The following is a 23,134-nucleotide window of genomic DNA, read 5'->3' as shown; positions in this document are numbered from 1 at the left end:
AACATAATCAACAATGAGGATCCATTAGCCTAACAACGGTTTTTCCAGAGCTTACAATAACCTGTTTGTTTTGAGCTGCATAGTAGTTTAAGGGATATTCTTCCTAAAATCAATTCATATTTTTTAATGGCGTAGGGGTAAATCCAAATGTTGTTGTCATACTTTCAAAAACAAAATAAATATTCAATTATTTAAAAAACAAAAAGTATGAAAATGAACAAGTTTTATTTATTAGTTGCTGTTATGGTTATTACAGCGGGAGTGGCAAAAGCACAAGATGCTGATCTGGTATTTGGTGTAAAAGCTGGTGTAAACTATGGAACATTGCCAACAAGTTTAAAGGCCATAACGGATAAAAAAGGAAAGGTTGGTTATAATTTTGGAGTATTCGCCCGTGTTGGTAAATCGTTATATTTTCAACCAGAATTGAACTATGTTAGCTTTAAGAGTTCGTATGTTTATGCAGCTAAAACTTATACACCAAAATTTAACCAACTTAATTTACCACTTATGGTTGGATATAAGCTTATCAATACTGAGTCTTTAAATTTAAGGGTTTCTGCGGGCCCTGATGTTAATTATACCCTTAACGAAGCAAAAGGACCAGTTGGCTTCGATTATAAAAAGCTTAATTTTGGTGGAGTGATCAATGCTGGCGTAGATATTGGTAACATCAGTATCGATGCCAGATACAGCAGGGGCCTTACAAAAATTAATAAGGGACTAGGTGAAAAAAGCGGTTTATTTAATCTATCAGTAGGGTTTAAATTGTTTTAGCACACCCTAAATTCCTTTATTCTTCTAAAGAATAAGTTTAAATATCTCAAGAACGTAAATCCATTTTTCGCTAAAGAAAAATGGATTTTTTTGTTAACTCCTTAAATAACATTCCTTTAGTTAAGGCAAACTAAAATAGTTTCATTACTTTTGTTGCCAAACGAACTATTTAAGTCTTGTGTCATGTAATATCATTTGCATATAAATGTTGAATGACCTTTCCCACCCGGGGAGGGAGTAATTACTATTTATTTTTTACTTTACTTATTACAATATGGCTATTTCAAAAAAATATGGTCGTACTTATCACTACCCGTTTTCGCCGGGAACAACTAGCGATGACAGGATACAGCACGATTATTGGGAATATTTACAGAAAATTCCTACACTTATACACACCGAAAAACTCGACGGCGAAAATAATTGCCTGTCTAAACACGGCGTGTTTGCCCGCTCGCATGCGGCTCCAACAACATCACCATGGACAGAAAGTCTTAGGCGTTTTTGGCAACTTGCAAAACATGATTTAGGAGATTTGGAAATCTTCGTAGAAAACTTATATGCTATCCATTCTATTGAATACCGTAAACTCGAACATCATTTTTATGTATTCGGTATCCGTGAAGGTGACCATTGGCTCAGTTGGGAAGAAACAGCGTTTTATGCAAATATGTTAGATCTGCCAACTGTTCCTGTAATTAAAATAGAACAAAAACCAGAAAGCCAACCGCAATTCGAAAAAGAAATACTTGAGTTGGTAAAGGGGCCAGGGAAATTTGATACCTATGATGTTTACGATAAAACCCAGGTAACTATGGAGGGAATCGTTAGCAGGAATGCAGATGGATATACCGTTGATGACTTTGCCCAAAATGTGTTTAAATACGTACGCAAGGGGCATGTTAAAACCGACGGGCATTGGACCAGAAGCTGGAAACGTGCATCACTGCTAAATGAAGGAGGTAAGCATGTGGACGTTAAGTGAAAATAAACAATGGGCGGATCTTGAAATTCGCTTTGACTGGGTAAAACGCATGGCAGATGTTCAACAGGATTCACGCTATCATGCAGAAGGCAATGTGGCCATACATACGCAAATGGTTTTAATCGCTTTACAAAATGAACCTGCTTTTAAAGATTTATCTGAACAGGATCAGGAAATTTTATGGGCAGCTGCTTTATTGCACGATGTTGAAAAATACAGTACAACTGTTTTTGAAACAGATGGAAGTATTACTTCAAAAGGACATGCGCGTAAGGGAGCTCAATTTGCAAGACAATTCCTATACCGGGATGAACCAACGCCTTTTGCCATTCGTGAACAAATTGTAGGACTGGTAAGGCATCATGGTTTGCCAATTTGGTTATTCGAAAAAACTGATCCCGTGAAAGTTTTAGTTAAAGCAAGTATGGAAGTTAATCTGCAATGGTTATGCTTATTGGCAAAAGCAGATATGCTTGGACGTATTTGTGATGATCAGGAAGAGATGTTATATCGTATAGCTTGCTTCGAAGAATTTTGCAAGGAAAATGAATGCTGGGGAAACTCCTATCGGTTTAAATCAAATGCTGCGCAAATGTATTTTATGCAACATGAAGATGCTTATTTAGATTATATCCCATTTGATGAACCAGTAACGGAAGTTATTTTGATGAGTGGTTTGCCTGGTGCCGGAAAAGACACCTATATTAAAACACATTACTCAGATTGGCCGATAATCTCTTTAGACAGTATCCGTAAGGAAAAGGGAATATCTCCAACAGACAAAGCAGGTAATGGGAGGGTAATACAGGAAGCAAAAGAGCAAGCCAGGGTTTATTTGCGAAAACAGCAATCATTTGTTTGGAATGCTACCAATACAACGAGCCAGATGCGCATGCAGTTGATTGATCTGTTTGGTATTTACAAGGCAAAAGTTAGTATTATCTATATTGAAGTGCCTTATCAACATTTGCACGTTCAGAATAAAAATAGAACGGCTATTGTACCTGCGGGCATACTTAATAAATTGGCGAACAAACTTGAAGTACCCGCACAGTGGGAGGCACATCAGGTCGTTTATCAAATTCGATAAAAAGGTTTTTTAAGTTCGTAATTAAGCGAGCAAAATGGAAATAATTAAAAATACCCAATTAATTATACTGCCCTTCAGTACGTTCTGAAGGGCTTTTTTGTGCCCTTAATGGTTGTGTTTCCTTCTTGATTGATTATAGATAAAAACATTTTTTGAAATGAACTAAATTCTTTAAAAACTAAAAATGTGTAACTTGAATCCGTAATATATATATCAAATGAAATATAACCGACGCGATTTTATAGGCGGTAGCATGGCACTCACATCTGCTTTATTTTTAAAACCAATGGAAACATATAGTTTACCTTCTTCCGGATCTGAAAAATGGACAAATGGTTTCGCCCTAAAAATCATGGCGCCCTATTGGGGCTTTAATGGCTCGGTAACCGATTTTTGCAAAAAGGCAAAAGATTCAGGCTATGATGGAATAGAGATCCTATGGTCGCCAGAAATTACTGAAGAGTTATTTGGAGCATTAAAAAAATACCAATTAGAAGTTGGTTTTCTTTGCGGCGGAGATGAAGCGCTTCCGGTACCCCACTTTGCAACCTTTAAAAAGGTACTTAAAGAAGCTATTGAACATCGATATCAAAAACCGTTGTATATAAATGTTCACTCCGGAAAGGATTTTTTTCAATATCAGGACAATAAAAAATTCATTGATTTTACTGTTCAGTATGCCAAAGAAACAGGTGTTCCAATTTATCATGAAACACATCGGTCGCGTATGCTTTATTCAGCTCCGGCATCATTACAATATTTAGAGAAAAACCCTGATTTAAGACTAACGCTCGATATTTCTCATTGGTGCAATGTGAGCGAAAGTTTACTCGAAGATCAACCGGAAACTGTTGCACTTGCCATTTCACGTACCGATCATGTTCACTCCAGGGTTGGCCATGCAGAAGGACCACAAGTAAGCGATCCAAGAGCTCCTGAATGGAAACAAGCAGTTGAAGCTCATTTTGCCTGGTGGGACAAAGTTGTTGCCATAAAAAAACAACAAGGTAAAGTCCTGACCATATTAACTGAATTTGGCCCGCCCAGTTATATGCCAACCATTCCGTTTACCAACCTTCCAGTGGCCGATCAATGGGAAATAAATGTATATATGATGCAGACCTGGAGAAAAAGATATTTATAGTTTTGTAAAAAAGAAGACTGCTTTATAGCGAGCTTGTTGGTATTTTTAAGCAAAACAGGTAATACAGTAGGCAGAAAACTGCTTAGTGATAAAGATTTAGTAGCCGTATGGCCCAAACTGCATAAGGCAGGGCCATTCGCTACATTCCTTAGGCTTAAAAAACATTACGTTTATGGCCGTGCTGCCTAAAAATGATTACTGTTAAATATTTTATTTTCTTTTTTAATCAATTATTGAAAGGTTTTGGACTGAAATCTAAGGGTAGAGGCCTATCGAATTCTATTTTTAGCCTATATTAGATTCGAATAATAAAATGTTATTGAAAACATGCTTAATAAAGCAATGAAAATGAGATTTAAACTAGGTTTGGTATATGATTACTTTAAATAATTACAACGTGGAACAATCGTATGCTATCGGAATTGATGTTGGTGGCTCTGCACTCAAATGCGGAGTAGTAAACCAAAATGGCGAAATTTTATATTCCATTATTGTATCGCTAAAAAATGCGAAAACACAAGGAGCAATTATTGCGCTCATTGTAGAAGCAATCAATACCTGTGCTAAAAAAATTAAAAACCCTATTCTTGGCGTGGGCATTGGTTTTCCGGGGATTATTTACAACAACAAGATTATTGCCGGTGCAGATAATTTACCCGGCTTTAAACAATTGGCTTTAGGCGAAATTCTGCAAGAAGTAACACGTTATAATATTGTAATGGATAACGATGCGAATTTAATGGGACTAGGTGAGATGACTTACGGTGCGGCCAAAGATTGTAGCGATGTGGTTTTCCTTACCGTAGGTACGGGAATAGGTGGGGCTGTGATGATTGATAATAAGCTTTATGGAGGATTTAGAAATAGAGGTACAGAATTAGGGCATATTGTTGTACAACACCGTGGGGTTGCCTGTGCCTGCGGAGGTCGTGGTTGTTTAGAAGCTTATGCGTCAGTATCTGCCCTGCTTAACCATTATCAGTCTATCCACCCTAATTCACCAGAAGAGATTGATGGTAAATATATGGTAGAAAAATACCTGGCTAGAGAAGAATATGCCGTTGAAGCTATGGAATTGCATTTCGATTACCTGGCTACAGGCATTATTAGTTTTATAAATGTATTTAGTCCGCAAAAAATTGTAATTGGTGGAGGTATAAGCGAATCTGGCGCCTTCTATGTCCGAGAAATAGAAAGAAGAATAAAAACATTAGCGGTACCTATTGCACCTGGTAATGAATTGGTAGTTGCGGCCAAGCTGGGCAACAAGGCTGGTTTGTTAGGCTGTGCTGCAAATGTTTTTCAAAAGTTTAAGGCCTTTGATTATGCAACGAAATAATTTTTCAGAAAAATAGTACCAATTTGAATCCTTTTCAGCGGATCATTAGGAAACGAAAAGTATTGAATTTGAACAGAAAGGATATTCTAAAAATTAGGATATTCTTTTTCATAAAAATGTATTATGGGGCTATCTCAAAAAAAGGGAGGCGAAAAGCCCCCCTTAACATCATGAGCTTATGTTTTTAAACAGTTTATATGGTTTGTATCTTTAAAACCACGCTGGTTCTGTAAGCATTGGCTTCTGGATTAAAGCCTACTTTCATTAAAAAGTCGCCAGAGTAAACTTTAGTACTGTCAATTGGCGATTTAGTACCAGGATACAGATTAATTTCTTCTATTTTATACTTTTTGGCGGGATCTAACCCTTTTAATTTAATCGGTAATATCACACCATTGGTGAAAAGGGTAGCCACATGATAGTTAAAAACAATAGCCTGATCTTTTGCTTCGTTTACGTAGGCAATTGAAGCTATTTTATTTTCGTAAGGATCCTGCAAACGGTATTGCTGGCCATGCCAGATAATATCTTTAAAGCTATTATAGGTTTTAACGGCATTCTGACTAAAAAGCAAATCATTTTTACTGAGCTCATTTACACGTACATCATAACCAAGTTTTCCCATCATGGCTACATCTGTTTTAAATTTAATGGGTTGTTTACCCATATCGGTAATGTGGTTATCTACAGCAATAGAAGGAAAATAATATGAATATTCCCACTGAATAAAGATGCGGTCGTATGGATTGGTATTATCGCTAGGCCAAAATTCGGTGAAATATTGAAGTGCGGCATAATCTACTCTCGAACCGCCTCCAGCACATAACATCATTGGTGTTTTGGGATATTTTTTTCTAATCCTATCCAATACGCTATTTAGTCCCTTGATATATTCAAGATAAAAATGATCCTGGTTTTTTAAAGTAGGAGAGTTGGCGTTGTATATTAAGGAGTTACAATCCCATTTAATGAAGGCAACTTCTGGCACTTCCTTAAAAATATCATCTACGGTTTTGTAAATAAAATCCTGAACCTTAGGGTTGGTTAAATCCAATACCAACTGGTTACGCATGTAATATTCTTTTCTTTCAGGCTGTCTGATAATCCAATCGGGATGATTTTCATAAAGTTCACTTTTAGGATTAACCATTTCGGGTTCTATCCAGATGCCAAATTTTACACCGTTTGCTGTTGCCTCTTTACCTAATGAACTGATTCCATTTTTTAGCTTTTGCTTGTTATACTGCCAATCTCCCAGGCCAGAAGTAGATCCATTGCGTGGGTATTTATTTCCAAACCAACCATCGTCCAATAAAAAAACATCAACCCCTAATTTTTTGGTATCCTTTGTTAATTCGTTTAGTTTTTCATCATTAAAATCGAAATAAGTGGTTTCCCAGTTGTTTAAGATGGTAGATCTTTCGCCCTTTCCATCTAATATTTGATAGTTTCTGGCCCAATCGTGCAAATTTCTACTGGCTAAACCTTTTCCTGCTGATGAATAAGTATAAATAAAACGGGGGGTAATGAAGTTTTCGCCAGCCTTTAAAGTATAATTCGACGAAAAATTATTAATCCCGGCAGTTACGCGGAGATAATATTCATCAAAAGTTTCAAAATCCAACTTAAAGTTTCCTGTCCATGCTAACGATCCCGCAATTACTTCGCCCATATCTTCTGTTGCAGGCTGATCTATCGAAATCATAAACGAAGAAGAATGAAGCAGGTTTGTTCTGGTTCCTAATTTAGAATCGATGGTTTTTATGCCATGCAGCAGCTGCTGTTCTTCTGATCGCATTTCGCGTGTGGCACCACTATACTGATTTTTAAGGAAGAATTTTTTTCCACTTAGGGTAAGATTTGCTGAAGCATATTTGTTTAGTACTACTGTGCCTTTTTCTTTATGTTCAATTTCGGCCCATTGCTCAATTACGTTTTCATTGAAATAAGCCAGGTATTTTAAGGTAACCTGAAAATTGTATTTTAAATCTTTGAGGATTACGCTGGTTAATTTTCTATTCTGATCCAGCTGTTCGGTTTTTACATCCGAAAATGTTAAAACGGTAGATTTGTTTCCATCAGCATGGGTTACGGTTAATGCTGGTTCTAATAAATTAAGTGAGCCAGAAGCAATATAAGCTTCACGTTTATTTAAAAGGTCATCAGAGCCGGGTTTGTATTTATCTAATGTTTGTATGCTTGGGTACTCGCCCGCATTGTCTAGTTTTTTGCCAAGGTAAGCCGATAATAAGGTGTTATCACGATCTGTTTCTAAAATCAGTACATTGTTTTTTGTTGCAATTTCTATCGTTTTCTGCGCAAAGCTGTTTAAACCTATTGTCATTGAGAGTAAAAAAAAAAGTGTGTTTTTTCTTTTCATTATTTATTTGGGTAAAAAGTTTAGGTGGTATTATCAACCATAAGCTAATAATTGCAAATTAGATTTTTCTGGGGCTAATGAATGTGCCATTTATACCAGATTATTATCTTTTTTTAACAAGAATTAATGTAATTGCATGAGATTATAGTGTTATATCCCCGCATTTCTAAATCTAAATGTAAAATAAACAGGGCATTATTATTGTTAAGTGGAGATCAGCGTTGTTTTTAAAAAATTAGCGTAATTTTATAATCATAAAAAATATTACAGTTTTCATCTTTAAACATTTTCAAGAAATGCATTTCCTTCGTTATATTAAATTATCGCAACCCCTAATACGCTCATGAACTATAAAAAATTGCAGGAAGATGTAGAAAAGCACGTTGGCGATTACTTCCATACCCATAACGATCCCCGCCTGGTTTATCATAATCTGGAACATACGCAAGAAGTGGTAAACGCTGCACAGCAAATTGCCAATCATTACCAGCTAAATGAACAGGATTTTTTCGCTGTAACCGTTGCGGCCTATTTTCACGATACGGGATATTTCGAAGATGCATTAAACCACGAAGCAAAGGGAGCAGAACTGGCTGATGATTTTTTAGCTAAACATCAGGTCAATCAGGAAATCCGTGACCATGTTAAAAGTGCGATATTGGCCACTAAAATTCCTCAGAACCCTAAAAATGAAATTGATAAAATCATTTGCGATGCAGATCTGTTCCATTTAGGTTTGCCCGATTTCCGCGCAAAAGGGAAATTGATGCATAAGGAAAATGAATTGATTTATAAAAAAGATATCAGTAAGCTTGATTGGCGTAAAAAAGATATCCAGTTTATGGAATCGCATCATTACCATACCGATTATGCCAATCTGTTGCTGAGCGACCAGAAACAAAAGAATATCAGCAAACTGAAAAGTAAATTAACATCGCAGGAAGAAATTAGTACCGAATTGGCAGAACCTGTAAATTTTGCCCCTGTCATTGTAAAAGAGAAAGATAAAAAGAAAAAAGATAAAGACGATCGGCCAGATAAAGGGATTGAAACGATGTTTAGGATTACTTCTGCCAACAACCAACGCTTGAGCGACATGGCCGATAACAAGGCTCATATCCTGATCACCGTAAATTCAATTATGCTTTCCTTAATTGTAAGTTTATTGTTAAGGCGATTGGAAGACCATGGCAACCTGATTATCCCCACATTTATTTTGTTAATAGTGAGTTTAACCTGTGTGGTGGTTTCCATTTTATCAACCCGTCCGGCTATCCCTAAGGGAGAATTCACTCAGGAAGATATGGATAATAAAAAGGTAAATTTATTGTTTTTCGGTAACTTTTATAAAATGAGCTTACCCAGTTATACCGATGGTATGATTAAAGTGATGAATGATAAAGATTTTTTATATGGTACCTTAATCACCGATGTATACTCGCAAGGCGTGGTTTTGGGCAGAAAGTATAAACTGATCCGCCTGGCTTACAATATTTTTATGTTTGGCTTAATTGCCGCAGTATTTGCATTTGTAATTGCTTACGCAGCTTACGGTAAACTTTAATGGAACAGATAGTAGAAACCTCTTTTTTTAATAGAGATTTAAGCTGGTTAAAGTTTAACGAGCGTATTTTAATGGAAGCTGAGCGGAGTACCGTTCCACTTTTAGAACGCATTAAGTTTTTGTCGATATTCTCTTCTAATCTCGACGAGTTTTATCGTGTAAGGATGCCAGTGTTACTCGCTTTAGAGAAATTGAGCAATAAGGAAGATAACGATATCCGGATTGACGATAATTTGCTAAATACGGCCAATGAGCTTATTTCGGAACAGCAGCAGCGTTACGGTAAGGTACTTAAATCAGACCTTATTCCCTTGCTTAAAGAGAATAAGATAAACTTAATTTATGGACAGCCATTCCCCGCAGAAATTCAGAAAAACATAACCCGATATTTTTTAAGTCAGGTAATGGCCTTTTTGCAGCCTGTTTACATTAATGCTGATACCAATTTCTTTCCTTCAAATAATGAACTGTACTTTCTGATTACACTAAAAAAGAAAGAAGATGCAGAAGTTGTTATTTTAAATATTCCTTCCAACCAGTTACCCCGTTTTTATAAGGTAGAAGTGGGTGACGAGACCTTTATTGTTTTTCTGGATGATATCGTTCGTTTTCATTTAGATCGTATTTTTCCAGAAGGAGAAATTACAGGATGTTATAGTTTTAAAGTTACCAGGGATGCTGAAATTGACCTTAAAGACGAATATTCGGGCAGTTTATCCGAACAATTGGAGAAGCAGTTGCTCAAACGCGATTCGGGTTTAGCTACACGCTTTCTTCACCAGCCAGGCATACCAGCCAACGTTTTCGAATTGCTCAAAAAGCTTTTCAACCTTAAAAAGGCAAATAGGATGGAGGGCGGACAGTACCATAACCTGAAAGATTTCATGGGTTTTCCTGTTAATTCGCCAAAATTATCCAACCAAAACTGGCCAAAAATCTGTAATACCGATTTGATTGATGGATCTTTAACCCAGGCCATTTATAAAAACGATATTATAGTGCATACGCCTTACCAGAGTTATGATAGTGTATTGCGCTTTTTTAACGAAGCGGCTATTGATGCTGAGGTCCGCGAAATCTATGTTACGCTATATCGTGTAGCCAGCGATTCGAAAATTGTTAATGCCCTGATCAGTGCTGCTAAAAATGGTAAAAAAGTTACCGTTTTGGTAGAGCTTAAAGCCCGTTTTGATGAGGCCAATAACATTAAATGGGCCAAGAAAATGAAGGAGGTTGGCGTTGATATTATTTACAGTGTAACCGCTTTAAAAGTTCATGCCAAAGTAGCCCTGGTAAAACGCCAGACAGGTGACCGCATGCGTTATTCTGGTTTGTTTTCTACCGGAAACTTTAACGAAAGTACAGCAGCTTTTTATACCGATCATATTTTAATGACGGCCAATAAAGAAATGCTGCGCGAAGTAGAGCTGCTTTTTATCTTTCTGGCCAAAAGGGTTAAACCTACTTCTGCCGATCTGATAAAATTTAACCATTTATTGGTAGCACAGTTTAATTTACAGCAAGTTTTTCTTGATTTGATAGATCGAGAAATTGAACATGCCAAACAAGGTAAACCATCGGGTATTACCATTAAAATGAATAACCTCGAAGAAAAAGTATTAATCAATAAACTGTACGAGGCTTCGCAGGCAGGGGTAAAGATCGAACTGATTGTACGGAGCATTTGTCGCTTAATTCCAGGTATACCTGGAATGAGCGAAAATATTAAGGTTACCCGTATTGTAGATCGTTATTTAGAGCACGGACGTGTTTTTATTTTTCATAATCTAGGTAAAAACGATGTATACCTCGGCTCTGCCGATTGGATGAACCGGAATATTTATCGAAGAATTGAAGTTTGCTTTCCGATTTATAATGAGCAGATTAAGCAGGAAATGATAGATATTATCGAAATCCAAAAACAAGATAACGTGCAGGCGGTTTGTATAGATGAAAACATGAACAATATTCCTGTTAAAAGTAGTGGGACTCCTGTAGAGTCTCAATACGATATTTATCAATTATTAAAAAATAAATAGTGCCGTGGTCTATGTCCCCACCATAAGATCGTCATTTCGACTGGAGTGCAACGGAATGGAGAAATCTATAGAAAATGATCTTGATAGATCTCTCCTCCAAATGAGTTCCTTTGGAACGCTACGGTCGAGATGACGGCTATGCTGTGTAGATAACAATTAATAATAAACAAGCATTAAATTTTATTCCTATGAAATACAATAAAACTTTTCTCGCCTCTAGCTTGCTAATTTCAGTTGCCTTTTTGGGCATTTCGTGCGTAAATGGTAACCGCGATGATAAAAAGAACGATTCAACAGAAACTGTTTCCACCAGCGGAACAGAAAAATCAAATCTTCCTTATGATTTAGCAAACCCTGTAAAATACAATATGCCACAAAATCTTTTCGAAATTTCTGGAATTGTATTTCATAATGGTGATCCTAAAGAAGTATTTGCAATTCAGGATGAAGATGGAGATTTGTTTCATCTGGGTTTAACCGATAAAGAATCGAAATTTACCAAATTTGGTGGCAAAGGCGATTATGAAGATCTGGCTATCTTAAATAACACTGTAATTGTGTTAAAAAGTAATGGCGAACTGCATAGCTTTCCCATTAGCGAGATCAATAAACCTGAAGTTGCGGATGTTGTTAAAACCAAAGACCTGGTTCCCAAAGCAGAATACGAAGGCTTAGCAGCTGACGAAAAAACAGGCCTGGTGTATGTTTTAACTAAAGAAATTAAGAAAAATAAAAGCGATCAGACGGATATTTATGCCTTTAAATATGCTGATGGTAAATTTACCGAAAGTGGAACTTTTGCCTTGTCTTATAAAGAAATAGCTGACTTATCAGGCGAAGCCAAAATTAAGTTCCGTCCTTCTGCTTTGGCTAAAAATCAGTCAACTAACGAGTGGTATGTGCTTTCATCAATGAATAAACTATTGGTCGTTACCGATCCAAACTTTAAAATTAAAGCAACATACCCGCTAAAAGGAGATTTCTTCAATCAACCTGAAGGTATTGCATTTGATCGTGATCAGAACCTTTATATTTCTAATGAAGGTGGTACTTTATCGGCAGGAAACATTTTAATGTTTAAACTGAAAAAATAGGTTTTAGTAGTGGTGTCCTAATGCGATCGTCCTTCAATAAATTAATCGTCATCTCGACTGAAGTGTAGCGAAATGGAGAGATCTATAATAAATTTCTCAACTATGTCGCACTCCGTTCGAAATGACGACTTATTATGATAAAAACTTAATGTCCTTAACTTCTTAATGGTGAGAAGCCGAACTCGTAAGTATTAGTTTATCATTAAGGAGTTAAGGATGTAACGCTTAACGATAAGAGATTCTTAACTGGATAACACCCAAGAAATAAAATAAATTTTAAAATAACTATCTTTATACAAACGCTGAGTCTATGATTAAAAGATTTACCCTTTTTACCATCTTATTTTTAATCAACTTCATTGCCTTTGCACAGGATGATGTGAAATATCGTGTAATTCTTTTTGGCGATGCCGGCGAAATGAATCCTGCACAAATGCAGGATTTAAAAAACGCTGCAAAGCAGATCCTTCCCAAAAAAACAACTGTTTTATATCTGGGCGATAATATTTACCCCACCGGAATGGGCCTGCCAGGTAGTGTAGAAGAGGAAGAAACCAGGAAGATCCTACGTTCACAATTCGAGCCTATGCGTAAAATGGGTGCTGCGGTTTATTTTGTTCCCGGCAACCACGATTGGGATAAATCTGGCCCCAAAGGTTTAGCCAAAATCAAGGCACAAGATGACTTTCTTAAAGCTCAGAACGATCCATTGTTGAGATTAATACCAAAAAACGGATGTCCTGACCCTGTAGCAATTAAATTAACTGATAAATTAACCATTATTGCCTACGATAGCGAATGGTGGGTCTTTCCATATAATAAATCAAATCCTAACGGCGAATGCGAATGCCGTACCAAAGATGAGGTTTTAGTGAAAATGGAACAGTTGCTTGAAGAGAACAAAGACAAGGTTATTCTACTGGCTTCGCACCACCCATTTCAGAGTTATGGCCCACATGGTGGTTATTTCAATTTGAGGAACCACATTTTTCCGCTTACATCGCTGAATAAAAATCTATATGTCCCATTGCCTGTTTTAGGCTCTATTTACCCGATGTTGCGTTCTACTTTATTAAGTCCTGAAGATTTAAATCATCCTGCGTATAAGGATATGATTAAATCAATAACTGGCGTATTTGGCGATTATCCAAATGTAACCTACGTAGCAGGGCATGAGCATGGCCTTCAGTTAATCAAGGGAAAACAACTGCAGGTGATCAGTGGTTCGGGTTCAAAAGTATCGCCAAATAAAGAGGGTAAAACTTCTCTGTTTCACGAAATGCAGCAGGGCTACGTGGTTGCCGATCAGTTGAAAAACAACGATATGCGCTACGAATATTACATTTATTCAGATACGAGCGTTAAAAGAGTTTACAGTTACATTAAAAAGTTCGAAAGCATCCCTCAAAAAGTAAGAAATAGAGATAAACCAATTACCGCGGATAGCATTTTTGTACGTATTAAGCCCGAATATGATAGCGTTGGGCGTTTTCATCGCACTATTTTTGGCGAAAATTACCGTAAAGAATATGCTGCAAGAACAAAAGTTCCTGTGTTACGGGTTTCTCAAATGATGGGTGGTTTAAAAGCGACCCAGCGTGGAGGAGGCAATCAATCGCGTTCTTTAAGATTGGAAGATAAAAACGGTAATGAATATGTATTGCGTAGCGTGGAGAAATACCCTGAAGTACTTTTGCCTGCCGCATTACGTGAAACTTTTGCTAAAGATATTATAAAGGATAACATGTCGGCGCAGCATCCCTTTTCGGCACTGGTAGTTCCCGAACTTGCTAAGGCTGGCGGTATCGCGCATAGCAACCCGATTATTGGCTGGGTTTCTCCTGATGACAGCTTAGGCGAATTTGAATCGGCATTTGCCAATACTTTGTGTTTGTTCGAAGAAAGAGAACCCACGGGAGAATCAGACAGTTCTCCGAAAATGGATAAAAAACTAACAGACGATAACGATAATAGATTAGACGGACCTGCCTGGGTAAAAGCCAGGGCGTTTGATGTGTTATTGGGTGATTGGGACAGACATGAAGACCAGTGGCGCTGGAAAGAAACCAAAACTAAAGATGGTTCGCTTTATTCGCCGGTACCAAGAGATCGCGATCAGGTATTTTTCAGATCTGACGGCCTTTTACAGCGATATACACAATCTTCATCGTTATTACCCATGATGCAGGGTTATGAACGTGGTATAAAAGATATCAATTGGTTTTTATGGGAAGGAAGAGAAATCAGCAGCCGTTGGACCGCCAATATTGATGAAGAGGAGTTTGATAAAATTGTAAAAGATTTCTGCGCAAACTATAACGATGCCGTTTTTGAGAAAGCACTAAAAAAACTCCCTGAACCAAGTTACTCATTACATCACGATGCCTTTTTGGCACAGATGCGTAACCGGATAGCCACTTTGCCAAAGTTAATGAATCAGTACTATCATTTCTTTAACCGCATTGTAGATATCGAAGTAAGCAATAAAAATGAACTGATTCAGATTACCGATGCTGATGATAATGGCTTACGTGTTAAAATCAATAAAATTTCTAAAGAAGGCAATATAAAGGATGAACTTTTCGATCGGAAATTCGATCCAAAAGTAACCAAAGAGATCAGGGTGTACATGCATAATGGTAACGACAGCTTGATTCTGAACAATAAAAACTCGAATATTAAATTGCGTATTATCGGTGGCAAGGGCACTAAAGTTTACGATTTTGCGAACAGCAACGGATCTGTAAAGTTATACGGTAGAACCGATAAGGCAACTTACAATGGAGAGGATGCCAATAAAATCAGGAAAATTATATCTAATGATACCTCGAACTTCAGTTACATACCAAAAGATATGTACCGCCGTAATTCGTGGCTGCTAAATGCAGGTTACAATCAAGATGATGGCCTTTTATTAGGCTTGATCTACAAACAAACCAATCCTGGTTTCAGAAAACAGCCTTATGGCAATTCGCAGACCATTTCCTTTCTGCATTCGTTTTCGACCAAAGCTTTTAGGTTTAATTATAAAGGCGAGTGGTTGAAAGCTTTAGGTAAGGGCGATTTTGTTTTAAAAGCCGATGCTTTCGCACCAAATAACACACAGAATTTCTTTGGCTTGGGCAACGAAACACCTTTTAATGATGAAGACAACATAAGGTACTACCGCGCACGTTTTAACCTTTATCAGGTTGATGCTTCAATCAGGTGGCGCCGTCCGAAATCTACCTTTAGCGTTGGTCCGTCATATCAATATTATAAATATAATCAGGAAGATAACGATGGCCGTTTTATCGAAAATCCATCACGCTTACATTCATCTGATTCGATAACGGTACGTAACGAAAAGATGTTTGCTGGTGCATTTGTAAATTTCACCAACAATACCCGCGATAATGATTTGTTACCAACCTTGGGCAGTTATGTTGATTTTAAACTTTTGGGTTACAAAGGCGTTAACAGATATTCAAATTCTTACGGACAGTTTACGGCCAGTATAGCTTTGTATAAAAACCTTGATGGCAGGAAAAACTTCATTTTGGCAGATCGTTTTGGTGGAGGGGTAACCATTGGTAAACCAGCTTTTTATCAGGCCTTATATCTGGGCGGGCAAGGAAATCTTTTGGGTTACCGCCAGTTTAGGTTTGCCGGCGAACATACTTTTTATAACAACTTAGAGCTTAGGGCCAAACTTGGCGATCTGGTTAGTTACGTTTTACCCGGACAAATTGGCTTACTGGGTTTTTATGATGTAGGCAGGGTGTGGAAACGTGACGAAACTTCTACATTATGGCACCACGGTGTAGGAGGGGGCGTTTACTTCGCTCCGGCATCACTTACGGTTGTGCGTTTTGTAATGGGACACTCGTCTGATGGCTGGTATCCATACGTATCACTTAATTTTAGGTATTAAATTTGTGTAACATATTAATAGATGTAATATCCAAGTATTACGTTCAGCAGACGAACATTGCTTTAATGAGTATGTATCTTTGCAATGAATTAGTAATTAAATAGATAACTATAAAATTTACACTATAGCAAAACTTATACAATGAATACCAATGTAATACAACTACATAAAAACGAATGTATACATTGCCAGGTAGAATCATCTCTGTCTTTCCGTCCACTTGTGGAGTATTTAAAAGGCAGATTGAAAACAGAAAAATCGGTAAAATCTGAATTTTACAGGTTTTTACTTCAAAAAATTGAAAAAGACGATGTGCTGCTTGGCAACATCAGTGCCGAAGATTTATCACAATATAAAGATACCTTAGAATTAATTTTTACTATTCTAACCCCTTTAATGGATAATGAAGATGATCTGTTTTGGGCTTTAAGTACCCCAATTCCAGATCAGATTTTCTTTAGCACCAATGCATTCTATAAATTTTTTAAGGATCATGATCCTAAAAATAAGGTAACGAAAGACAATGAGCCTATTGAGAAAAAACAACTTAAGTTTATCTACAATGTAATTTTAGGCCGTTTTTATAATTTTACCTCAGTACTGAAAAATGAGATCATTTATGCTCATATTAACCAGGAAACAAAACTGACACAATACTACAATATCCAAACCGATACGAAGTTTGTAGATATTATGCATAAGGGCGATTTACCTGAACTTAATTTTGAAGAACTGGGCAAGCATTTTCAAGACGAAACTGAGCTGGAATACCTGGTAAAGCACCTGCCTTTACAAAATTTTCACTTTGAAGGATTTAGCATCATCTCAATAACAGATGTAACTTTGCAACATGCTATAGATGGTATCCGCGATGCGCTTGTTAATCACAATTATCAAACAGAAGCTTATACGCATGTAATCCACGCTTTAAAAACGCTTAGCGGAAACGGGAAACTCGAATTTGGCTTAATGCCTTTTTTAACCGTTAACAATAAACTCGTTTTCGATAACCAGGAGTTTTCACAAAGTATGCTGATTAATTCGGCCAAATCATCCAATCTGGAAGAAGAAGTTTTCTATTCGTTGGTTGATAAGTATAAAGAAAACCCAAGAGCAATTTTTGTAAGCTCAATTAACGACGATCAGATCGATAAAGATCCTTTTTTGAGGGTTTTAAAAGCTGCTGGTGTTTGCTCTTATTCAGTGCTGCCTGTATACTACAATACGCAGTTGGCTGGTGTTTTAGAAGTTTATTCGAGCGAGGAAGTATTGGTTGATGATAAACTTTTATCGAGGTTACGTCCGGCAATGCCTTTAATCGGTCAGCTTTTCCAATACAGTATCGAAGAATTTGATGCTAAAATGGATGAAGTGTTGATGGATAAGTTTACTGCCTTGCAACCATCGGTACAGTGGAAGTTTAACGAAGCTGTTTGGCATTTTCTTCAGCAGAATAACAGTTACCATAAATTAAAGGAAATCGAAACGATCACCTTTAAACATATGTATCCACTGTTTGGCGCAATTGATATCCGTAATTCTACCATAGAGCGGAATAAAGCTTTAAAAGATGATATGGAAGTACAGTTAAACAGTTTAATTGATACTTTAAAGGCTATCCGCAAACATGTTTCTTTAGAACTTACCGATAAACTATTGTTCAACTGTAAAGACTGGATTAAACGTATCGGCGATTTTGCTTCATCAAACGAAGAGAACAAACTGAACGAGTTTTTAGAAATAGAGGTTTATCCTTTCTTATCAATTATAAAAGGAAACTACCCGATAACAGCTGAGTTTGTAGATCGTTATTTCGAAGTTATTGTTCCAGAAACCGGTGCTGCTTTTGCAAATCGCAGGCAGTTGGAAATTTCGATGCAACTGATCAATACCGAAGTGAGTCAGTACCTGGAGAAATCGCAGGCTAATTTACAGGCTTCATACCCTTGTTATTTTGCCAAATTCAGAACCGATGGCGTGGAGTATGATATTTACATCGGACAGGAAATTGCACCAGATCGCCCATTTGATTTGTTGTACCTTAAAAATATCCGTTTATGGCAGTTAACCTCAATGGTCGATATTGCGCGTTTATCAAAAGGATTAATTGGTGAAATGCCGCGTGCATTAGAAACCACACAGCTGATCTTTATCCACTCTAATGCAATTGACATTAGCTTCAGAAACGACGAGCGTCGTTTTGATGTAGAAGGTGCTTATAATATCCGTTACGAAGTAGTTAAAAAACGTATTGATAAAGTATTGGTTAAAGGTACAACCGAACGTTTAACGCAGCCCCATAAAATTGCAATGGTTTATTTCAATCCTGAAGAAGCCAAAGAATATATGGAGTATATTAAATATATGCAGGTTCAAGGATATTTAAACGACGATTTAGAGCAATTGGAACTAGATGAACTGCAAGGTGTTTCCGGTTTGAAAGCTTTAAGGGTGGGTGTAAAATATCTGGAAAGTAAAGTAGCAGGCAAAACAGATGCTGCTAAAAAACTTAAACCTAAAGAAATCAAATCCATCGAGAAGGAAATCGCGAAGGTACTACAGCATTAATAATTGATAAGAGATCATCATTAGAGCGGACCCGATAGCTATCGGGTGTAAGGTAGTTGAGCTATCTATTAGATAGCTCTCTCCATGCCACTGCGTTCCATCCGAAAGCGATCGGATCGAGATGACAGATTGCTGCTGAAGGTTTAGCATATCATTAATTTTGTGCATTCCATCGTCCATCTTACATTTTCCATACAAAAAAAAGGCTTTCTGATTCGAATCAGAAAGCCTTTTTTCATTTGTGTGTTTTTATTATTTGATTGCAGCTATTTCTTTTTCAATTGCAAAAGTGTCTACAGAGCTGATGTTTGTTTTTAAAGCAGCAAATCTATCGATGGTTAATTTTTGTGATTTCCCCATAACCAAAGTGTGCTGATCAGTTGAACCACTTAATTTTAAATCTGCATTATCGGCAATTACAGTATATAAACCTTCTGAGCTGGTATTGATTTCGGCATGTGCATTTCCTTTTAAAAAGATCTGAAGATATTTAGTTCTTAGTTTTCCTTCAGTTTTAACAATTGCATTTTCTGATGCTTCAATTCTGTAAAAATCGTTTACATAAACAGTTAGTTTTGCTTTGTCGGTACTGATAGAAGTGATTTTTAAATTATCACCATCCTGCATTACTTTAGCTGTTCCTGTATTATCATCAGTATAAGAAATACCTGGGTTACTCCGCTGGATAATGGTTACTTCTACATTTCCTTTTACAGAAATTCTTTTAAAAGCCGATATTTTTAAAATTGCATCTGGCTCTTTTTCTGTTGCAGAAACGCTTGTAGTAAATACAGCTGATGATAAAACGATTGCTGTTAATGAAGTGGCGATTAGGGTTTTGATTGAGGTTTTCATAATATTTTTATTTAATAATTAAATGTTAATTAATTGTTATTTAAATGTTTAAGTCTTTTTGTTGTAGTTTTGATGATAAGACGCCGTGAAATGAAAAACGTTGCAGGCAATGTTGCGTTTTTATACAATCGATAGGTAATACTCGACGAACAGGCATTAATTCAAGACGAAAACTTGAAACTTTTACCAAGCATTTGTAAAATATTTTAAGATCTTTTATTGATCTGGTCTTTTTCTTTATCTTTAATGAGAATTTTAGTCTGCTTATTTATGAAGAAAAAGGTTGTGCTTGTTCAGGATAATAAAGATATCCTTGATATAATGGACCATGTATTGGAAGAGGAGGGATTTGATGTTACGGCATCATTAACAACCGAGCCTATAGATAAAATAGATGAAATTGAGCCCGATGTGGTGATTGTGGATGATCACATTAAGGGAAAAAAGAGAGGATCACAGGTGATTAAAGAACTTAAATCTGACCCTGAAACAGAAGATGTATCAGCTGTGTTAACTTCCACATCAAATAACTTACCTCAACAGGCAGAAGAATGCAAAGCCGATGATTATATCGAAAAACCGTTTGATATCGATCATATGGTTGAAGTAGTGAAAAAAAACAGCTAGATTTTTATCGAGGTTCATTATTATTGTTTTAGCCAATAGATTTCTCACTAGGCTATCAATGGCAGATTCTATTAGGACAGTCGTCATTCGCGCCAAGGCCTTTCGTGTGGACACAATTCTATTCATCTTGCGTCATTCCCGTGAAAACCTATCGTGTGGACACATCTAAATTAACTAGTATTTGTTTTAGAACATATTCTTTGGCGATCGTCATGCTGAATTTATTTCAGCATCTTTCCTGCAAATAACAAACTTTGATCTTAAAAACTATAGTGTGGATATAAATGTTGATTTTTTTCCGCTCTATGCCGCGGTGGCATGGTACTTTGGAGCGCCAAAGTACCCAAAGCGCTCTGTCAATCCAGCAATGGGCCTTTTACACAATCCTATACGCATCAAAAAAACAGCGGCACTTCGTTTTGTGTTCAATACTTCTTTAAAACTTTAAATTAGCCTATATGAACACAAAACCACTGCGTTTTAGGTTTGACAATGCTATTTGTTCTATTCAGCACCTGTTTTTTTGATTTCTCCGGCCCTTGGGATTGACGGCGTTCTTCGGTTAAAACAATGTCTTATTTGAGGAAGCTAGCAAAACGCCTAAAAAATTAAACGCAAAAAAGATGTGCCCACAAGATAGGCGCAGGCGGGAACCACGCAATGCTCAGCGAAGCTTAAAGCTTATTGTATTAAGGTTCCGAATCAGGTTGTGAATGACGATTTATCGAAATGAATTTCTCTAGGCAGTTACATTAGGCTTAAATGTATCTGTTTTTACCGTTGCTTTTAATTCATGTAATATCGTATACAGCCCAAAATTAGTCCTGTTAACATAAATAAAATGTTTTACGCCACGCGCTTGCTTAAATTCTGGCATTTTAGAAATTTTTTCGCCATAGATATATAGTTGCTCAAAAAAATCAGGTTTACTAAAATCGAAAGATTTGCTTGTATAGGGTTTGGCAAACAGACTGATCATTTCCCTATACGATTTATAGTAAAACTCAATCTGCTCAGGAGAATCGTCGGCATGGATCATATCCAGTTTTCTAAATGCATCTATCGTTTTATTTTTATCATGAATTACATCAGTAGAAATTAAAGCGAAAAACGGGTAATAGAAATCATCAGGCATTTCTTTTATACATCCAAAATCAATTACGCCAAGGTTTTCATCCGGCGTAATCATAAAATTCCCTGGATGTGGGTCCGCATGCACAGCCCTGAGCTCATGCTGTTGGAAATTATAGAAATCCCAAAGTGCCTGTCCGATTTTATTACGTAATTCCTGAGAAGGATTCGTTTGTAAAAATTCTTTTAAATGCAAACCATCAATCCAGTCCATAGTAATGATCCGCTTTCCTGATAATTCTGGATAGTATTTCGGAAATACAACATGATCGAGGTTTTTACAGGCTTCAGAAAATTCGATAGAACGTTTAACTTCCAGTTCGTAATCTGTTTCTTCAAGCAAACGTTCTTCCACTTCTTTAATATAGATATTCAATTCCCTTTCCGACATACCCAATAAACGGAAAGCGAAAGGTTTTACCAGTTTCAGATCAGAAGAAATGCTGTCTCCAACACCAGGGTATTGAATTTTAATGGCGAGTTTTTTACCATTCAGCGTTGCTTGATGCACCTGGCCAATAGAAGCAGCATTGCTGGAGCTTAGGTTAAAACTATCGAAAATGTTTTCAGGCGTTTTACCGAAATTCTTGGTGAAAGTCCGAACAATTAATGGACCCGAAAGGGGCGGGGCATTGTATTGAGATTGGGTAAATTTATCGAAATAAGATTTTGGCAGGATGTTCTTATCCATACTCAACATCTGTGCGATTTTTAAGGCGCTTCCCTTTAATTCGCTCAGCGATTTATAGATGTCGGTTGCATTGTCCTCGTTAAGCTGTTCCCGGTCCATTTCAGGGTTAAATAGCTTTTTCGAGTAATGTTTAATGTAGTTGCCACCGATCTGAATACCTGTTTTAACAAATTTTGCCGAACGCTCTACCTTTGTGGTTGGAATACTTTTTTGTGTCTTCATCTGGTATTTAAAACCTCATCTTATCTGCAAACTTCCCATTCCTGGATAAAAACTTCCCGTATTCTAATAAATTATCGATTGGCGAATGCTGAAAAAGATCGAAAGTTACATTAATGCCTTTTTCGATGGCCTCATCACTTTTTTCAAAACCTTCACTATCATCGTTGATCCAAAAATTAACAATAAAAGCAAACTGGATCCATAAGGCATCTTTGTACCTTTTGCTTAGAAAGCGGCGCTCGGCAAGCTCACCACTATCTAAACCTTCTTCAATAATTTCTTGTGCAAAGTTTTCGAAAATAGGTTTTACGCCAGCCAGCACATCAGGAGTAGAAAATTTACCACGGTGATTCTTTAAGCTGTAAATCACAAAACTGCGTTCATTTTTGAGGTTTTCGAGGTAACTGTAAAAGAAAGAAAGCATTTTTTCTCTGGCTGTATACTGGGGCCAAACTTCCTGCTCTTTAATTTTGTTAATGGTTTCGAAAGTAAGTTCGAACCAGATTGTTTTTTCAATGCTTTCAAAAGAAGAGAAAAACTGATAAAAATCGGCCTCTGTAATTTTAAGCTTCTTCACAAAAACATAAACCGATTTTGGTTTTTCATTGTTTGTTAAAACATAATCTAAATATGCTTTTCTAATTTGCTGAGCAGTTGCCATATACCTGTTTTTTACAAGTATAACGTTTTATTTATGGGCTTGTTTTTACCGTTG

At 36.8% G+C, this 23,134-nt stretch carries 15 protein-coding genes; 11 read left to right on the top strand and 4 right to left on the bottom strand.

The window, feature by feature from the left end; genetic code table 11:
* Window positions 1–213: 213 nt before the first annotated feature.
* From ACTJKN_RS03600 to ACTJKN_RS03580, 5 genes are all read left to right on the top strand, one after another.
* Window positions 214–777, top strand: coding sequence for a porin family protein (locus tag ACTJKN_RS03600; RefSeq protein ID WP_440822730.1), 564 nt, complete (start codon window positions 214–216; stop codon window positions 775–777).
* Between the two features lie 274 nt (window positions 778–1,051).
* Window positions 1,052–1,762 carry an RNA ligase family protein gene (locus ACTJKN_RS03595; protein ID WP_440822728.1) on the top strand — a complete coding sequence of 237 codons (711 nt, stop codon included), beginning with the start codon at window positions 1,052–1,054 and terminating at the stop codon, window positions 1,760–1,762.
* A gap of 49 nt (window positions 1,763–1,811) precedes the next feature.
* Complete coding sequence (locus tag ACTJKN_RS03590; protein WP_440822726.1) at window positions 1,812–2,852, top strand: AAA family ATPase; 1,041 nt, start codon at window positions 1,812–1,814, stop codon at window positions 2,850–2,852.
* Between the two features lie 217 nt (window positions 2,853–3,069).
* The gene (locus ACTJKN_RS03585; protein ID WP_440822724.1) at window positions 3,070–3,996 is read left to right on the top strand and encodes a sugar phosphate isomerase/epimerase family protein; all 927 of its coding nucleotides are present in this window, start codon (window positions 3,070–3,072) and stop codon (window positions 3,994–3,996) included.
* A 373-nt stretch (window positions 3,997–4,369) separates the two neighbouring features.
* Complete coding sequence (locus ACTJKN_RS03580; RefSeq protein ID WP_440822722.1) at window positions 4,370–5,335, top strand: ROK family protein; 966 nt, start codon at window positions 4,370–4,372, stop codon at window positions 5,333–5,335.
* A 193-nt stretch (window positions 5,336–5,528) separates the two neighbouring features.
* Here ACTJKN_RS03580 and ACTJKN_RS03575 read toward each other — a convergent pair whose 3' ends face one another.
* Complete coding sequence (locus tag ACTJKN_RS03575; protein WP_440822720.1) at window positions 5,529–7,715, bottom strand: alpha-galactosidase; 2,187 nt, start codon at window positions 7,713–7,715, stop codon at window positions 5,529–5,531.
* A gap of 343 nt (window positions 7,716–8,058) precedes the next feature.
* Here ACTJKN_RS03575 and ACTJKN_RS03570 point away from each other — a divergent pair, with 343 nt between their 5' ends.
* The 5 genes from ACTJKN_RS03570 (at window position 8,059) to ACTJKN_RS03550 (ending at window position 18,893) form a co-directional block, all read left to right on the top strand.
* Window positions 8,059–9,279 (top strand): Pycsar system effector family protein, encoded by a 1,221-nt coding sequence (locus tag ACTJKN_RS03570; protein WP_440822718.1) that lies wholly within the window; start codon window positions 8,059–8,061, stop codon window positions 9,277–9,279.
* The gene (ppk1, locus tag ACTJKN_RS03565; RefSeq protein WP_440822716.1) at window positions 9,279–11,318 is read left to right on the top strand and encodes a polyphosphate kinase 1; all 2,040 of its coding nucleotides are present in this window, start codon (window positions 9,279–9,281) and stop codon (window positions 11,316–11,318) included. Before ACTJKN_RS03570 ends, ppk1 begins: the two co-directional genes overlap by 1 nt.
* Before the next feature lie 188 nt (window positions 11,319–11,506).
* Window positions 11,507–12,412: an SdiA-regulated domain-containing protein gene (locus ACTJKN_RS03560; RefSeq protein WP_440822714.1), complete on the top strand. Its 906-nt coding sequence runs from the start codon at window positions 11,507–11,509 to the stop codon at window positions 12,410–12,412.
* Between the two features lie 310 nt (window positions 12,413–12,722).
* Window positions 12,723–16,325 carry a BamA/TamA family outer membrane protein gene (locus tag ACTJKN_RS03555; RefSeq protein ID WP_440822712.1) on the top strand — a complete coding sequence of 1,201 codons (3,603 nt, stop codon included), beginning with the start codon at window positions 12,723–12,725 and terminating at the stop codon, window positions 16,323–16,325.
* A gap of 141 nt (window positions 16,326–16,466) precedes the next feature.
* The gene (locus ACTJKN_RS03550) at window positions 16,467–18,893 is read left to right on the top strand and encodes a GAF domain-containing protein (RefSeq protein WP_440822710.1); all 2,427 of its coding nucleotides are present in this window, start codon (window positions 16,467–16,469) and stop codon (window positions 18,891–18,893) included.
* A gap of 252 nt (window positions 18,894–19,145) precedes the next feature.
* Here ACTJKN_RS03550 and ACTJKN_RS03545 read toward each other — a convergent pair whose 3' ends face one another.
* Window positions 19,146–19,748 (bottom strand): GIN domain-containing protein, encoded by a 603-nt coding sequence (locus ACTJKN_RS03545; RefSeq protein WP_440822708.1) that lies wholly within the window; start codon window positions 19,746–19,748, stop codon window positions 19,146–19,148.
* Window positions 19,749–20,018: 270 nt separating this feature from the next.
* Between ACTJKN_RS03545 and ACTJKN_RS03540 the strand changes: the two genes are divergently transcribed.
* Window positions 20,019–20,375: a response regulator gene (locus tag ACTJKN_RS03540; RefSeq protein WP_440822706.1), complete on the top strand. Its 357-nt coding sequence runs from the start codon at window positions 20,019–20,021 to the stop codon at window positions 20,373–20,375.
* Window positions 20,376–21,114: 739 nt separating this feature from the next.
* On the opposite strand, the gene ACTJKN_RS03535 is transcribed toward ACTJKN_RS03540, so the two are convergent.
* Window positions 21,115–22,419 (bottom strand): ABC1 kinase family protein, encoded by a 1,305-nt coding sequence (locus ACTJKN_RS03535; protein WP_440822704.1) that lies wholly within the window; start codon window positions 22,417–22,419, stop codon window positions 21,115–21,117.
* Between the two features lie 7 nt (window positions 22,420–22,426).
* The gene (locus tag ACTJKN_RS03530) at window positions 22,427–23,080 is read right to left on the bottom strand and encodes a TetR family transcriptional regulator C-terminal domain-containing protein (RefSeq protein ID WP_440822702.1); all 654 of its coding nucleotides are present in this window, start codon (window positions 23,078–23,080) and stop codon (window positions 22,427–22,429) included.
* Window positions 23,081–23,134 lie beyond the last annotated feature (54 nt).

The organism is Pedobacter sp. 22163 (genome assembly GCF_052045595.1).
Classification (GTDB): Bacteria; Bacteroidota; Bacteroidia; order Sphingobacteriales; family Sphingobacteriaceae; genus Pedobacter.
The sequence above is the reverse complement of the archived record's forward strand: the minus strand, read 5'-3'. Positions and strand labels throughout refer to the sequence as shown.